Annotated in this window: 10 protein-coding genes; 5 read left to right on the plus strand and 5 right to left on the minus strand. The window is 44.5% G+C overall.

What is annotated here, in order from left to right; translation table 11 throughout:
* Positions 1 to 1,019: 1,019 nt before the first annotated feature.
* Positions 1,020 to 2,492, plus strand: coding sequence for an aminoacyl-histidine dipeptidase (locus tag R7P64_RS18035; RefSeq protein WP_053350265.1), 1,473 nt, complete (start codon positions 1,020 to 1,022; stop codon positions 2,490 to 2,492).
* 64 nt (positions 2,493 to 2,556) lie between these two features.
* Here R7P64_RS18035 and R7P64_RS18040 read toward each other — a convergent pair whose 3' ends face one another.
* Complete coding sequence (locus R7P64_RS18040; protein ID WP_005383765.1) at positions 2,557 to 3,096, minus strand: DUF3332 domain-containing protein; 540 nt, start codon at positions 3,094 to 3,096, stop codon at positions 2,557 to 2,559.
* A 330-nt stretch (positions 3,097 to 3,426) separates the two neighbouring features.
* Between R7P64_RS18040 and R7P64_RS18045 the strand changes: the two genes are divergently transcribed.
* The 3 genes from R7P64_RS18045 (at position 3,427) to R7P64_RS18055 (ending at position 7,503) form a co-directional block, all read left to right on the plus strand.
* Positions 3,427 to 4,494, plus strand: coding sequence for a succinylglutamate desuccinylase/aspartoacylase family protein (locus R7P64_RS18045; protein WP_017820600.1), 1,068 nt, complete (start codon positions 3,427 to 3,429; stop codon positions 4,492 to 4,494).
* A 263-nt stretch (positions 4,495 to 4,757) separates the two neighbouring features.
* Complete coding sequence (locus R7P64_RS18050; RefSeq protein ID WP_318123785.1) at positions 4,758 to 6,944, plus strand: TonB-dependent receptor domain-containing protein; 2,187 nt, start codon at positions 4,758 to 4,760, stop codon at positions 6,942 to 6,944.
* A gap of 118 nt (positions 6,945 to 7,062) precedes the next feature.
* Positions 7,063 to 7,503, plus strand: a complete 441-nt coding sequence (locus tag R7P64_RS18055) for a hypothetical protein (protein WP_005381599.1) — start codon at positions 7,063 to 7,065, stop codon at positions 7,501 to 7,503.
* A gap of 90 nt (positions 7,504 to 7,593) precedes the next feature.
* Here the strand turns inward: R7P64_RS18055 and R7P64_RS18060 are convergent, their stop codons facing one another.
* Together R7P64_RS18060 and purL are read right to left on the minus strand one after the other, a co-directional pair.
* A complete protein-coding gene (locus tag R7P64_RS18060; RefSeq protein ID WP_005381600.1) occupies positions 7,594 to 7,902 on the minus strand; it encodes a DUF3622 domain-containing protein in 309 nt (102 codons plus the stop codon).
* A gap of 295 nt (positions 7,903 to 8,197) precedes the next feature.
* Complete coding sequence (purL, locus tag R7P64_RS18065) at positions 8,198 to 12,091, minus strand: phosphoribosylformylglycinamidine synthase (protein ID WP_318123787.1); 3,894 nt, start codon at positions 12,089 to 12,091, stop codon at positions 8,198 to 8,200.
* A 299-nt stretch (positions 12,092 to 12,390) separates the two neighbouring features.
* Here purL and mltF point away from each other — a divergent pair, with 299 nt between their 5' ends.
* On the plus strand, positions 12,391 to 13,968 hold the full coding sequence (gene mltF, locus R7P64_RS18070; protein ID WP_318123789.1) for a membrane-bound lytic murein transglycosylase MltF: 1,578 nt from the start codon (positions 12,391 to 12,393) through the stop codon (positions 13,966 to 13,968).
* Positions 13,969 to 14,559: 591 nt separating this feature from the next.
* On the opposite strand, the gene tadA is transcribed toward mltF, so the two are convergent.
* On the minus strand, positions 14,560 to 15,108 hold the full coding sequence (gene tadA / locus R7P64_RS18075; RefSeq protein ID WP_031780849.1) for a tRNA adenosine(34) deaminase TadA: 549 nt from the start codon (positions 15,106 to 15,108) through the stop codon (positions 14,560 to 14,562).
* A gap of 213 nt (positions 15,109 to 15,321) precedes the next feature.
* A complete protein-coding gene (locus R7P64_RS18080; protein WP_017635695.1) occupies positions 15,322 to 16,881 on the minus strand; it encodes an AbgT family transporter in 1,560 nt (519 codons plus the stop codon).
* Between the last annotated feature and the right edge of the window lie 279 nt (positions 16,882 to 17,160).

Genomic DNA, 17,160 nt, shown 5'->3' on the forward strand with positions numbered 1-17,160 from the left:
GAATCCTGTAAAGGTAAAAAGTAAACGGTTGCGTAATCGATTGGCGGGAATTATAAAGTTATCAAATAGCAAATTCTAGATAGAATCTTCACTCTAATGCGTTTTTTTTCTTTGGATATGAAACACATTCTCTAACCCATCAAAGCAAGTAAAGAAATATATTCTTATAAAACAATAGGTAACCCAGATAACACAGTTCTCTAAAAGAGAATAAAAACTGAGCAATGTACTAAACTTTCAGATGAAAAAGGCCCATTTTAAACATGGTATCTAACAGATTTGATGGAAAAGTCGATAAAACCGAAGAATGGGGAATAGAAGAAGGCTTTGATGGCAATAAGTGAGTCAGGAAAAGAAAATAGAGATAAAAAAACGCCACCCAATTTGGGTGGCGGTGAATCATGTCAGCACTATCACTGAAAAAAAATTCCAATTTATAGGGGTGAACAAACTGTTCGAGTCACATGCGTTGACTTCACTTAGTAGCCAAAGCTTGTTGGGTATACAAAGTTACCGGTGTAAACAGACTTGCTATTCCAGAACATTGTACTTGGTAAACCTTTCATAACTATCACCTTTTAAATCAATTAAACATTCGTTGATTTCTCGGTTCCTTGGAGGCGATAAAACGGACTCATCCTTTGAGCATTTCATTCTTCTCTCAGAAGCTGGTTACAAATATACCACCAAGAAATTTAATTACAAGCATTTTAGTGATTGGAATCACAAAAAATACATAAATTGACCTTTATCAAAGTTTATATGTAATTAAATTACAATTTTATGAATTAAAAAATAAAGCCACTTTCAGAATGTATGATAGAGAACACATAGTGCTTGTTATTGTATTCACAAACTGTGACAGTTCTGAGAGAAATCCTTGTGATCGCGACTACTCGTACTCCATATCTGGTGGTATGCTAACGGCAATTTGAAGGCCAAATCGTCTAGCATTTAATGCTACCTTGACAACATTTTTACGGTATATATTTGGCAAAGCACATCAAAAGGAGTCCTCCGTGTCTGAGTTCCATTCTGAGATCAGTACCTTATCACCTGCTCCACTTTGGCAGTTTTTCGATAAGATTTGTTCTATCCCTCATCCATCGAAACATGAAGAAGCATTAGCACAGTACATTATCAACTGGGCAACAGAGCAAGGCTTTGACGTTCGCCGTGATCCAACCGGTAACGTGTTCATCAAAAAGCCCGCGACACCAGGAATGGAAAATAAGAAGGCTGTTGTACTTCAAGCACACATCGACATGGTGCCGCAGAAAAACGAAGACACTGAACACGACTTCACCAAAGATCCAATCCAACCTTACATCGATGGCGAATGGGTAACTGCGAAAGGCACGACGCTTGGTGCAGATAACGGTATTGGTATGGCTTCTTGCCTTGCTGTATTGGCATCTAAAGATATTAAGCACGGTCCACTCGAAGTTCTGCTGACGATTGATGAAGAAGCAGGCATGACTGGCGCATTTGGCCTTGAAGCTGGTTGGTTAGAGGGTGAGATTCTTCTAAATACAGACTCTGAGCAAGAAGGCGAAGTCTACATGGGTTGTGCAGGTGGCGTTGATGGCACCATGACTTTCGATATTTCTCGAGAATCAACGCCTGCAGGTTTTGTAACACGCCAACTGACGCTGAAAGGCCTAAAAGGTGGTCACTCAGGTTGTGACATTCACACAGGTCGCGGTAATGCCAACAAATTACTTGGTCGTTTCCTTGCCGGTCATGCTCAAGAGCTTGATTTACGTTTAGTCGAATTCCGTGGCGGTAGCTTACGTAATGCAATCCCTCGCGAAGCGTTTGTTACTGTCGCGCTTCCTGTCGAAAACCAAGACAAGCTTGCTGAGCTGTTCAACCACTACACTGAGCTGCTTAAAACTGAATTGGGTAAAATCGAAACAGGTATCGTAACCTTTAATGAAGTGATCACGACTGACGCGCAAGTATTTTCAATCGCCGATCAGCAACGATTCATTGCGGCACTTAACGCTTGTCCAAACGGTGTAATCCGTATGAGTGATGAGGTGGAAGGCGTTGTTGAAACTTCTCTAAACGTTGGTGTGATCAGCACAGAAGAAAATAAAGTCACCGTGCTTTGCTTGATTCGTTCTCTCATTGACTCTGGCCGTAGCCAAGTGGAAAGCATGCTGCGCTCGATTACTGAGCTAGCAGGCGCACAAATTCAGTTCTCAGGCGCTTACCCTGGCTGGAAGCCAGATGCAGATTCCGAGATCATGGCAATTTTCCGTGATATGTATGAAGGCATTTACGGTCATAAGCCGAACATCATGGTCATCCATGCTGGTCTTGAGTGTGGCCTATTTAAAGAACCATACCCACACATGGATATGGTTTCTTTCGGTCCAACAATAAAATTCCCTCACTCTCCAGATGAGAAAGTGAAGATTGATACTGTTCAGTTGTACTGGGAACAGATGGTCGCGCTTTTAGAAGCGATTCCAGAGAAAGCATAATTCAATCACGAAAAACGACAAAGGGTGCCATACGGCACCCTTTTTTTGGTTTAGTTGAACCCAACTACACACGGTTTTGCGCGTAAGCGGCTAATTCATCCATTGAGGTTTGTGCAACAACTTCACCATCAATGTAGTAAGTAACAAACTCACCATCGCGTACACCCATGAGTGTCGCCTTTTCACCGTTACTGTAAGTAATATCCATTTGAACAGTGTTCTCATCGATTTGCTGCATTCGCCCCTGCTCAATGACACGGTTATCCGCTAATGGTGCGATTGGTGCCGTCGTTAACGATTTATCTAATTGGTGGTTTACATCAATGTAAGTATCTACCTTTGTATCGAAGATATGTGGCTTACCATTTAACGGGTTCTTACCCGTCCAAAATTCTAGAGAGTTAAACACGATATAATCCGCTGCGATCGCGACACCATAAACAGGCGCTAAAAGCATATTTAGACCACCTCGAGCGTAACGGTTGTCAACAGCTTTCAAGTTAAACCCCATAACATAACCTGTCACGGCATTACTACCTACGCAACCTGAAAGTGAAACTGCTACCGCAGTCAATGCACCAATTTTAGCAATTGCCTTTTTCATCAAAACCTCTAGTTAGAAAGTGTGAAACCTCAAATTCGGCGCGGATATTATCGGATAAAAAGTAGGGTTAAAAGTCCGTTTTTTTGTCCTCCATGAACAGTATTATTTTTAATACAGTCACATTTTTTAAGGCTATTATTGCGCACTCTTCTCTATGTCTTGTTATGTATTAAACTGATAGAAAAGATCATATTGAAAACAAAAACTTCACACATACCAAAATTTCACGCATGACGATTAAAGTAATTTGTCGTGTCCTTAATGAGAATGATTAGTGCGATTTTGCAGCAATTGTTACATTGCTGATGACGCATTTGACAGAGATGGTTTATGGCCAGAAGTAAAAAAAGCAAAGTGTTTGAGCTCTTAGGACATCAAATACAACCAGGACAACGATTAGAGATCGAATTTGAAGCAGCGAAGCTATATACACATTCGCCTTTATCTATTCCTGTGGAAATCATCCATGGGAAACAAGAAGGACCAGTGTTAATGGTGAATGCCGCTATCCATGGTGATGAGCTTAATGGCGTAGAAATCGTTCGTCAGATCATTAACCAACTGGATCCACAAAAACTGAAAGGCACTGTCATTGCAGTACCTATCGTTAACGTTTTTGGTTTCATCCATAAATCTCGTTACTTGCCCGACCGACGAGATCTCAACCGTTGCTTTCCTGGCAGTGAAAAAGGCGCACTTGCATCTCGTATGGCACACGGGTTCTTTAACAACATTGCCAAGCGTTGTGACTACATTTTGGATCTACACACAGGGGCAATTCATCGCACGAACTTGCCACAGATCCGCGCAAACTTAAGCAACCCAGAAACTCTGCGTATTGCTCAAGCATTTGCAACGCCAGTGATTGTTGATTCAGCATTGCGTGATGGCTCTTTACGCAGTGAAGCAGAAAAATGCGATATTCCAGTGCTCACCTACGAAGCTGGCGAAGCATTGCGTTTTGATCCACTTTCGATCAGCGCTGGTGTACTCGGGGTTCGGCGCGTAATGCAAGCCATTGGTATGTTGCGTGCGAGCAGGAAAAAGCTGCCTGAGCCTATCATAGCGAAGTCCACCAGCTGGGTTCGCGCGTCAGGTAACGGCATTTTGCGTACTGTCGTTAATCTGGGAGACAAAGTAGAACAGGGTGAAACGCTCGCTTATATTAGCTCTCCTCTTGGTCATGATGAGATAGAACTAAAAGCCCCGAAGCGTGGTTTGGTTATCGGTCAACAAACATTACCATTGGTGAACGAAGGCGATGCAATTTTCCACCTTGCCTATTTTAACCAAGGTGATAATGCTTTAGAGCAAGCAGTCGAAAGCTATATTGAAGGCCTCACTGAATTCGATGCCGAGCCGCTGACAACCGGACAGATACCGTTAGAAACTCAGTAATTCCTACCAAGTAGGCGCCTGATTAGCTCAAAAGGAGCAACAGTGCTCGCACTATCTTGTTTAAAGCCAATAAGCTCAGCGTCCATGATGCTGAGCTTTTTGTTTTATGTACGCTAACGATACTTATCGTAGTTTCCACGAATGGATAAAAAACTTTACAATCCATCGCAAAAACACATTTGATAATTAATCTCATTATCATTTATTAATCGTAATAATGTTCTTATAATCCGAGCTTCATAAAAACACTATAAATCATCAATATGAAACGATTAATAAGTCATCCATTCAAAGTAAATCTCATTTCACTGGCTTTGCTCTTCCCTCTTTATTCATATGCTGAGACAACGCCAAATGAAGAGCTTGAAGTCATAGGCGTTCGTTATGCCAAACCTATTACCATTGCTGAGCCTGCGCAAACCACCATTAATTGGTCAGAGATTGAAGAGCAACAGTACTCTAATTTTGCCTCAATGATCGATGCCGTTCCCGGTGCATCAATAGATGGTGGCGGTCGTTCTGGTGGCGAACGTATTAACATTCGTGGTTTTGATGATCCAAGCGATATCGCCGTCTTTGTCGATGGCGCTCCAATTGGCTTTCAACAATACCGCTACGGTACCTTCTTTTTTGATCCGTTCTTAATTGGCGAAGCAGAAATTATCAAGGGCGCGCACGACTATCGAGCACTCAACGGGAAGTTTGGTGGCTCCATTCGCATTAAAACCAAAAGTGTCGATGATCTCCTGTACGGCGAAAGAAACTTTGGTGCCCGCATCTCAAGTGCATACAACACCAACGGCGATGAGAACGCCTACACGCTAACACTCTATGGTAAAAACGATACTGGTTTTTATTTTCTAGCGAATGGCTCGGTAAAAGATTCTGATGACATTAAAGTCGGAGGTGGTGAAACGCTGGATTACTCAGGTTATGAGCAAGAAAACATGCTCGTAAAGGTCGGTTATGAAAACAACGATCACGAGTTTGAAATTAGCCACACTCGCTACAAAGATGAAGGTCGTAAACCTTGGGCTAACCGCCGCGGAAAAATGCCTAACATCACCGAATACAATATCAAGAAATACGGCTCATTAGAAAAAGCCCAATACGCTTACACCGTCGATAACAAATACACGGACAACACCACGACCATCTCTTACCACTACATGCCGACTAACCCGTATATTGATTTCAATATCAAAATGGCACGTTCCGAAAACGATCGTCATTGGGTTCGCCCTGACGTAGCATTCGAGAAAATGTTCGTTTCTGTTGGCAGTTACGGTCATGAGTCATGGCTGAGTTACGAGCGTGATTACGTTGATGTGTTTAACCAAGCGCAATTCGGAGACCACACTCTAGTCACTGGGCTTCAATATCAAAAAACCGATAGAGACTCGTTAGTATTCAACGCATCATACGACAGTAATGAAGCGAAAAACTACGGTTGGTACACCCCTTACTACGAACCATCTGGCACGCAGTCAATTTATGCCGCTTACATTGCTGATCACTATCAAGCAACAGAGCGCCTAACAATCACACCTTCTCTGCGTTACGAATACATCAAGAGTGAAGGAAAAGGGAACGCTGCGCCGGATTATAATGATCCAGCTGCCGGACATAACTACGGTGAAACGACGCATAAAGGCTTTAGCCCACGTTTGGATATCGACTTTGATGCGAGCAATAATACGCGTTTAAACGCCTCCTACGCCTACGCTTTAAAAGCACCAACCGTTGATAACATCTACTCAGTGCAATATGCGCGAGCTACCGCTACGGCTACTGCTTTGAATCTGGACGTGTCTCGTATCCATGCTTATCAAGCAAGCGTTATCAACTTAACGGAAGGGCTGGTGAACTCTCGCGATAACCTCGCAACAGAGTTAACTATGTTCTATAACGATGTTAGCGACACAGTTGATATACGAACGGGCGAAAACCTCGACAAAAATACTACTGAGTTACAAAGCTGGAATACAAACCTAGATGGCTTTAAAAACTATGGCTTTGAGCTAATTTCACAATACCGGATTGAAGATTTCTACAGTAATTTCTCAGCAAGTTACATTCGCGGCAAAAACAAAGGTAGCCTATCTGACTCTACAGGTTCAGATGATGATCATCCTGATGTACCGCCATTAAACATTAATCTGGGTTTAGGTTACGAATGGATTCCTGGTTTACGTACGGGCTGGGAAGTCCGTTGGTATGATGCGCAAACCAAAACCAAGGCAAGCGGTAACAATTTAAAAGTGAAATCGCCAAGTGAGCAATACACGCTACAAAACGCTTACGTGGTTTGGGAAATACAACAAGTCGAAGGCTTGAGCGTTGGCGCGGTTGTGAAAAACTTAACCGATCGTTACTACGAAGCATACCTATCTAATGGCGTGCCTTCGCCTGGTCGCGAAGTCAAACTGCACCTCACTTATCAATACTAACCATACCTAAAAGATGCAGGGCAGACATTAACTGCCCTGTTATATCGTATCCAATGGCCATAATTGCACGCCGTTTTATTTATCAGTATTATCATTTCCTTTTGCTTGCATACACATTATGAACAATCTAAAAACACGGCTTCTTCTGATTTGCTTCTTCCCTGTAGGTAGCCTAGCGCAAGCTTCTGAGAACATTGCAGACTACTTACAAGAACAAAGCAAGCACCAAGTTTCAGAAGATTTTTACGCACAGCCAACAGCAAATAACCTGAATCTAGATGCAAAAACTAACTCTTTAACTTGGCACGAAGATGGTAAGCCGGATCACTGTCGTTACGCCAAGCAGCCCAAAGACGTCGCAACACATTTCGACTACGGTGAAGCAAACGATCTATCTGACGGCTTACAACACTTTGATTTACCGGAAAGACATTCTGCAAAGGTCAAATCGACACATCGCACTTATGCTAATAACCCTCACCTTCTTCCTGGCAATAAACAATTTGCAGCCCCTGAAGACGGCACGTTTAGCTTGTCCGTATCGTCGGATTGTTTTTAGCCGATATAAATAAAAAATGCCCTGAGACAAAACTCAGGGCATTTTCACTATTTGTTTGATGGGTAACGTCACCATCTCACCGATTTAAACTTATTCTTCGTCAGTGTCTACTTCGATTTCACGTGCTTTGCGGGCTTCTTCTTTACGAACTTTTGCCGCTAGTTGTTCTGCTTCACGCTCTTGACGTTGCGCTGCTTTACGCTCGTTACGAACCACTTGGTTTTGGATAAATCCAGCCAGTTCTTGTTCAGCCCAAGCTTGTGCTTTCTCTTCGCTGTCAAAGCCTGTTTCACGCTTTGATACTACAGTCTTACGAGATGTCACTTGGCGAGTGATTTCTGCGCTCCAGCCGTTACGTTTTTCAGTGACGCGGATAGCAAATTTTGGATTCTTAGACATTTCTTTCATTTCCTAAGGGATTTAGGGATCAATCAGGGATTCGGTCAACTTGATAACTCCATCTAAGCTGAGCTGTTTAACACCATCCCTTGGTAAGCGCGGTATTAGAGCATAAAAGTAATCTAAACGCTGCAAGTTTTTTACGCTAGATAATAGATGACAAAGAAGAGGCAGAACAAAGCAACGTTTCGCCAAGTCACTAGAAAGAGCGACGAAGAAAAAAGAGTGATAAGAAAAAAGAAAGCGCTGGTCTCTCAACCAACGCTTTACTTAAGCTAGATTAACCTTTGGTTAATTAACCGATATTCTTACGGGCATTTTGGAACATACGCATCCAAGCGCCATTTTCACCCCAACCTTCCGGAGCCCAAGAATTTGCAACTGTGCGGAATACGCGCTCTGGGTGAGGCATCATGATAGTTACGCGACCATCTGCTGTTGTTAAACCGGTAATCGCGTTTGGCGAACCATTCGGGTTGTTCGGGTATTGTTGTGTTGGGTTACCGAGGTTATCCACGTAACGAACCGCAACCGTACCTGATGCTTCAATCGCTGCTAGGTGCTCTGCATCACGTACTTCTACACGCCCTTCTCCGTGGGAAACCGCGATTGGCATACGCGAACCAACCATGCCGTCGAAGAATACAGAGTCAGATTTCTGAACTTCAACTAGACTAAAGCGCGCTTCAAAACGCTCAGATTCGTTGCGCACAAAACGTGGCCACAAGTCTGCACCTGGGATCAGCTCTTTCAGGTTTGATAGCATCTGACAACCGTTACATACACCTAAAGAGAACGTCTCTTCACGGTTGAAGAAGGCTTGGAACTGTTCACGAGCTTGTGCGTTAAACAGGATAGACTTAGCCCAACCTTCACCCGCACCTAGTACGTCGCCGTAAGAGAAGCCACCACAAGCTACTAGGCCATGGTATTCATCCAGTACCGCTTGGCCTGTTAGGATATCGCTCATATGGATGTCGGTTGCTTCAAAACCAGCTCGGTCAAACGCTGCTGCCATTTCGACGTGGGAGTTAACGCCCTGCTCACGTAGAATTGCCATCTTAGGTTTAGCACCTTTCGCAATGTACGGTGCTGCTACGTCTTCATTTACGTCGAAGCTGAGCTTAACGTTTAGACCAGGGTCAGAGTTGTCTTTCTTAGCTTCGTGCTCTTGGTCTGCACACGCTGGGTTATCACGTAGACCTTGCATCTTATGCGTTGTTTCAGCCCAGATAACGCGTAGTTCGGTACGTGAACGTTCAAGCACAACTGCATCACCAGAAGTGATAACAAAGTCGTCTGAAGCTTCAACAGAACCAATCACATGTGAGCATGCCTCTAAGCCGTTTGCCGCCAGAGTAGATAGAACTGAATCTAGATCATCATTCTTAACTTGAACAACCGCACCTAGCTCTTCGTTAAATAGAACGGCTAGCGCATCGTCACCCAGCTCTGCGATGTTCGCTTTTACGCCACAGTGACCCGCGAACGCCATCTCAGCCAGTGTAACAAACAGACCGCCGTCGCCTTTATCGTGGTAGGCCACTAACTTGTCATCACGTACTAACGCTTGCATTGCATCAAAGAAGCCTTTTAGCTGCTCTGCATTATCTACGTCAGCAGGTTTGTCACCCAGCTGTTTGTATACTTGTGCCAATGCTGTCGCACCTAAGCGGTTTTTGCCGTTACCCAAGTCAACAAGAACTAGAGAAGTATTTCCTTTGTCAGTGCGTAGTTGTGGAGTCACGGTCTTACGTACGTCTTCCACACGACCAAATGCCGTGATAACTAGCGACAGTGGAGATGTGACTTCTTTGCTCTCGCCGTTTTCTTCCCACTTGGTTTTCATCGACATGGAGTCTTTACCAACTGGGATAGTCAAACCTAAAGCAGGACACAATTCTTCACCAACCGCTTTCACTGCTTCGTAAAGACCCGCATCTTCACCTGGGTGACCCGCTGGAGACATCCAGTTCGCAGACAGTTTAGTGTGTTTAATATCACCGATGTCTGTTGCCGCAATGTTAGTTAGTGACTCACCAACGGCTAGGCGAGCCGATGCTCCAAAGTCTAGTAATGCCACTGGCGTGCGCTCACCCATCGACATTGCTTCGCCATGGTAAGTGTCGTAGCTTGCCGCTGTTACTGCGCAGTTTGCTACTGGTACCTGCCAAGGACCAACCATTTGATCACGAGCAACCAGACCCGTTACTGTTCGGTCACCGATAGTAATTAGGAATGTTTTTTCTGCAACAGCAGGAAGACGAAGTACGCGATCCACCGCTTCATTAAGCTCAATACCATCACGAACAATGGCAGGGCTTTCCACTTTTAGTGTGGTTGCGTCACGGTGCATCTTCGGTGGCTTACCAAGCAGGATATCCATTGGCATATCGATCGGCGTATTGTCGAAGTGAGAATCTTCTAGCGTTAGATGACGCTCTTCTGTCGCCACACCCACCACTGCATACGGTGCGCGTTCACGCTTACAGATGGCGTCGAATGCTTCCATGTCTTCTGGCGCTACCGCTAGAACGTAACGTTCCTGTGATTCGTTACACCAGATTTCCAGTGGGCTCATGCCCGGCTCATCGTTTGGTACATCGCGTAATTGGAACTTACCGCCACGCTCACCGTCGTCGACAAGTTCAGGCAATGCGTTAGAGATACCGCCTGCACCCACATCGTGGATAAATGCGATTGGGTTGTCGTCGCCTAACTGCCAACAACGGTCGATCACTTCCTGACAGCGACGTTCCATCTCTGGGTTTTCACGCTGTACTGAAGCGAAGTCCAGATCTTCTGCTGACTGACCAGATGCCATGGAAGATGCCGCACCACCACCAAGACCGATGTTCATTGCCGGACCACCAAGTACGATTAGGCTCGCACCCACAGGGATCTCTTTCTTCTGTACGTGTTCATCGCGGATGTTACCCATACCACCAGCAATCATGATTGGTTTGTGGTAACCACGAATTTCTTCACCCGCATGAGAAGTGACTTTTTCTTCGTAAGTACGGAAGTAACCCAATAGATTTGGACGACCAAATTCGTTGTTGAATGCCGCGCCGCCAAGAGGGCCTTCAAGCATGATGTCTAACGCATTCACAATACGACCCGGCTTGCCGAAGTCGGTTTCCCATGGCTGTTCAAAACCAGGAATACGTAAGTTAGAAGTTGTAAAACCAACCAGACCCGCTTTTGGCTTACCGCCGATACCCGTCGCGCCTTCGTCACGAATTTCACCGCCTGAGCCAGTCGATGCGCCCGGCCACGGAGAGATTGCCGTTGGGTGGTTGTGCGTTTCTACCTTCATCAAGATGTGCGTATCTTCATGGTGGTACGTGTATTGACGAGATTTAGGGTCAGGGAAGAAACGCCCCGCTTTAGAACCTGTCATAACGGCTGCGTTGTCTTTGTATGCAGACAGCACATAGTCAGGTGTCGTTTCAAAAGTGTTTTTGATCATTTTGAACAAAGACTTAGGTTGATCTACCCCGTCGATAGTCCAATCTGCGTTAAAAATTTTGTGGCGACAATGCTCTGAGTTCGCCTGAGCAAACATCATCAATTCAATGTCGTTTGGGTTACGCCCAAGCTTAGTAAAGTTCTCTACCAAGTAATCAATTTCATCTTCTGCGAGTGCCAAGCCAAGGGAAACGTTTGCCTCTTCAAGCGCCAGACGACCGCCAGCTAAGATATCAACATGTGCTACAGGCTTAGGCTCTGCAACAGTAAATAATGCTGATGCGGCTTCAAATTCTGTGAATACTGTTTCCATCATGCGGTCGTGAATTAACGCTTTAACAGCGTCAGCTTGAGCTTCTGATAGAACAACTGAAGATTCGACATAATAAGCCGTACCACGCTCTAGACGTTTCACTTTATCCAGACCACAGTTAACAGCGATATCGGTAGATTTAGAAGACCAAGGCGAGATAGTGCCAGGACGAGGCGTGACAAGAAGTAGAAGACCTTCAGGCTCATGCTCTTCGATGGTTGGACCGTAAGTTAGTAACTTTTCAAGTTTTTCTAACTCTTGGTCATCAAGGTCTGACTTTAGATCGGCAAAGTGCATAAACTCGGCATAAATGCCAGTTACAGGCAGATCTTGTTCACGACAAAGTTCCAGTAGTTTATTAACACGAAACTCAGAAAGAGCTGGGGAGCCACGCAAAATTCTCATGTGCTTAGGTCTCTTATGCAATTGATTAAGGTGATATTGGAATAAATTCAGACACTTAAAATAAGCCCTGTCGAACCTATGCCGATTCCACCTCGTCATTGCGAGCGCATTATATAGTAATTGTTTTTGTGATGTAACACCAAAAGCAACCGTTTGCGTCATTTTTTTTGTCAAATTTGAATTACAACTAAAATGTCGATAAAACACACAATGTCACGTTATAAGTGTGTGATTCACTTTGCCCCATGAGCTCGCTTTGATATAAAGGCAAATAGAAATTTTCCAAGATGTACCTATTAATGCAAATAAGTCACTTCAACCGGCTCAAGCGCAGTGCTCTAATTTTAGTTTCTGTTCTTTTACTCTCTGCTTGCCAGATTGAGTCGGAGCCCAAAAGTGAATTTGAAAAAATTCAAGAACGTGGTGTGCTTCGTGTTGGCACGCTAAACAATCAGCTTTCCTACTACATAGGTCCCGATGGTCCCGCAGGGTTGGATTACGAATTGGCGCGTCAGTTTGCGGAGCAGCTCGGCGTCAAACTCGAGATTAAACCAGCCTTTCGCCAAGCTGAGCTTTTTCCTGCTCTTAAGAAAGGAGATATCGATATCATCGCTACGGGTTTAAATCAAACGTCACAAGCAGTCAAACGATTTAGACCAGGCCCTGCCTATTATTATGTAAGCCAACAAGTGGTATATAAAAAAGGGCAACTTCGACCACGTGATATCGAACAACTCATTGAATACCAAGCCTCGAAAGACGACGAGTCCGACGAAGATACAAATGCAGGCGCTCAAACATTAAAGATCGTTGAACAATCGCAATATGTTCCGACCCTAACAGCGTTAAAGAAGCAGTATCCAGAACTTCAGTTTGAAATTGTTGGTGATGCTGACACGAGAGACTTACTCAAATACGTATCGAAGGGTGAGTTACGTTTTACTGTGACTGATTCGGTGGAACTTTCCCTAGCTCAACGCCTTTACCCCGATCTTGCGCTCGCGTTCGAACTTACAGAAGATCAACCTGTGTCTTGGTTTACTCGACGTTCTGAAGACGAAAGCTTGTATGCAATGCTGATAGAGTTTTTCGGTAACATCAAACAATCAGGAGAACTGTCCACCCTCGAAGAAAAGTACATTGGTCATATTGAAGCATTTGACTACGTTGATACTCGCGCATTCATTCGAGCTCTGGATGACAAATTGCCTAAATGGGCACCTTTATTCCAAAAATACAGCGAAGAGTTCGACTGGCGATTAATTGCAGCATTGGCTTATCAAGAGTCACACTGGAAACCAACAGCAAAATCGCCAACGGGTGTTAGGGGGATGATGATGCTGACTCTGCCAACAGCGAAAAGCGTCGGGGTAACAAACCGTTTAGACCCTGAGCAATCTGTTCGTGGTGGTGTCGAGTACTTACGTCGTATTGTAAGTCGCGTGCCTGATAGCATTAACGAGCATGAAAAAATATGGTTTGCGTTAGCTTCATACAATATTGGTTACGGCCACATGATGGACGCACGACGACTCACCAAAGCACAAGGTGGCGATCCGAACGCTTGGGCCGATGTAAAAGACAGGCTGCCTTTACTTCGTCAGAAGCGCTATTACAGCCAAACTCGCTATGGGTACGCCAGAGGCGATGAAGCGCGTAATTACGTAGAAAATATTCGACGTTACTACCAATCCATCATTGGTCATGTCAGCCAACAGCCAGCGATTGATGAGAATAGCGATGACTTGCAAGTGATTCCGCCGCTCAACCCCGACATTTTGATATCGGGCGCAGTAGAGACCGTCGTAGAACAAGTCTCTGGCGCTTATGACGTCACGGTTGAAGAAGACACCGAACAAGAAAGCATTGAAGAATAAACCCGCGGTAAACTAAAAAATGACGAGCCTATGAAGCTCGTCATTTTTGTTGAGTCCTAACGAAAACTTATCTAGACTCCAATATTCTGAGTGACACCAACCACACTCAACCATTCCTTTGGTTGGTCGCCTTTTCTTCATCGTTAGTAAAACTGATTGCTTTGTAACAGATTACTTTACAACCACATGGTTTAGCTCACTTGATGAAGCGGCGCTTTCGGCTACACTCTGCCGAAATAACGTCACTCCTATTATTAAGCATCGTATTGAAATTGTTTGCTGGCTCTGTGCAATGCAGAAGTCAAATGAAGAACGTTTAAACCATACAACAATGTTTAGTGCGATTATCGAGCCTATTGCCAAGCATCGATGAGCCGCACTTTACTGGTAAAAGTCTTGTCTGCAGGAGGTTTTGAATATGAGAAGACGTAGAGTGCAGTCAAAGCGTTTAAATAACACAGTAGCTGCTATCCGACGTAAACGTAAACTGACATGTATGAAAAAGAAAGTAAGTTCACGTAATCGTGTTTTTGTACATTTAGTCAATCACTAGTGCGTCCAAGCAAACATCTACCACGTTGTAGGTGTTTGCTAGCCCTCACTACTCCTACTACCTTGTTCGCTCTCTCCATTTTCTAATGCTTTTTGTGCTTGCTTCTTCGCTTTAATTTCCTTTCGGCGACGCTTAAAAAACGCTTGTAGCTGAGTGCGGCACTCATCTTCTAGCAGCCCCTTTTCAACTAAGGCGTAATGGTAAGCGGCTTGACTTTCAAACAAATTAAGCACTGTTCCTGCTGCTCCAGCTTTTAAATCTGGCGCTCCAAAAACAACCCGCTTAACGCGGCTATGCAATAAGGCTCCGGCACACATTGGGCATGGCTCAAGTGTTACATATAACGTCGTATCCAGAAGGCGGTAATTTTCTAGCTTTTGGCCTGCTTTACGCAGCGTTTGGATCTCAGCATGTGCGGTAGCGTCATTAGTACCAATAGAGCGATTCCACCCCTCAGCGATAATTTCACCATCTTTGACAAGCACTGCGCCAACAGGTACTTCCCCCTCAGCTTCTGCTTGCTCAGCAAGCTCCATCGCTCTGCGCATAAACAATTCATCTTGAGGGGAAAACGGATGGTTAGACAAAGGAGGCTCCAAAGAAACAAAAAACGATTGAAGTCAGGAATTTTATCACCAACTTCGGTTTCACTACAGCAACACATCACGGGACAAAGTCTGCAACTCCAAAAAAACTAGTTACAAGGCCTATCGATGTTCGTTTTACGAGAACAAAAAAACGCAGATCGAAGACCTGCGCTTTTTGGCTGCCAATTAGCGGCTTTCACACCCTACACGTTTTTACATTGTGTAAGTGTAAGGAGCTTGAATGCCTAGCGGGATACCTACCATCCAATAAGCAACTAGGAAGATAGACCAACCGATCAGCATTGCGATCGAGAATGGCATCATTAGTGACGCAAGCGTACCGATACCAGCCGACTTCACATAACGCTGACAGTAAACCACTACAAGAGGGAAAAATACCATTAGAGGCGAAATGATGTTCGATACAGAGTCCCCCACACGGTAAGCCGCCTGAGACAGCTCAGGCGAGATACCAACCGCCATTAGCATTGGCACTAGGATTGGACCAATTAAAGCCCATTTTGCCGATGCCGAACCAATAAGTAGGTTTACAGACGCGGTTAGAAGTATCATACCGATGATGGTCACTTCACCTGGTAGGTTCATCGCTTTTAAGCCTTCTGCGCCATACAACGCTAGCATCGTACCGATGTTTGACTGAGCAAATGCAGATAGGAACTGAGCACAGAAGAACGACATAACAATGTATGCGCCCATGGTTGACATAGTATCAGCCATCGCTTTGATAATGTCGTTGCTGGTCTTGAACGTTCCAGACACTTTACCGTAAACGTAACCAGGAATGATAAACAGAATAAAGATCAACGGCACGATAGACTTCATTATCGGTGCTGAGAAGGCAGTAATTTCACCTTCAGGCGAGCGAAGTGCTGATGTTTCTGGAATTAACGCTGCAACAAGTAAAGCAATACCCGCCATCATTGCCCAACCTGCATAACGGAATGCTTTTGATTCCAGTTCAGTAAATGAACCTAGGTTTGGCGCGGTTTCCGCATCATCATCAATTGGCATTTTTGATAAACGAGGCTCGATGATTTTCTCTGTCACGTACCAACCAATCCCCACAATAATGATAGAGGATAGGCCAGTGAAGAAGATGTTCGCTAATGGGTTAACCACATATTCAGGATCAAGAACCTGCGCCGCAGTTTGCGTAAAGCCAGCCAATAGCGGATCGATACCTGAAGGGATAAAGTTTGCAGAGAAGCCACCAGATACACCTGCAAATGCTGCCGCAATACCTGCTAAAGGGTGACGACCTGCCGCATGGAAGATAATACCGCCAAGAGGAATAACCAGAACATAGCCTGCATCTGCCGCAGTATGCGATACAATGGCAACCAAAATAAGCATTGGAGTAAGAAGCTTAGCTGGCGTGAAGTTCAGCATCTTCTTAAGACCCGTCGTAATAAAGCCCGAAGAATCTGCAACACCCACACCTAGCATTGCGACAAGTACGATACCCAGTGGCGCAAAGCCAGTAAACGTCGTCACCATGTTAGCAAGGAAACTTGCTAGCGCTTCGCCCGTAAGTAAGTTGGTGATAGTAAGAGCTTCGCCCGTTCGAGGGTTTGGAAGATCGAATGATACATTCGACAAAAGTGCTGACGCCGCCCAAGTAATGATCAATGCCCAGAAGAACAAAATCGCAGGATCAGGAATTTTGTTACCTGTCCTCTCGATAAAGTTTAAAAAGCGCTCCATCCCGCTCGGCTTCGATGATGGTGCCTTATTTACAGCTTGGTTACTCATGGTAACTCCATAGTGAATGATGTTGGTGCCAAGGCCTATTTGAATAATTATAACGACCTACTATCCAACGAGTATTCTAGTAAACACTAATGGGGAAAGCACAAGGTTCTAGATTTTTTTTCATAATTGGAGACATATTTTGCAAAAACACCACTTCAATTAAACATAATAAAAACAGTAGCACATCAACTCAATTAACAGTTCAAAAACTATTTATTAACCGTGACAAATCCGGTATTAAACAGGAATTACACCCGCATTTGTCCCAGCCCATGTATG

It is taken from the genome of Vibrio sp. 2304 (assembly GCF_033339475.1).
Lineage (GTDB): Bacteria > Pseudomonadota > Gammaproteobacteria > Enterobacterales > Vibrionaceae > Vibrio > Vibrio alginolyticus.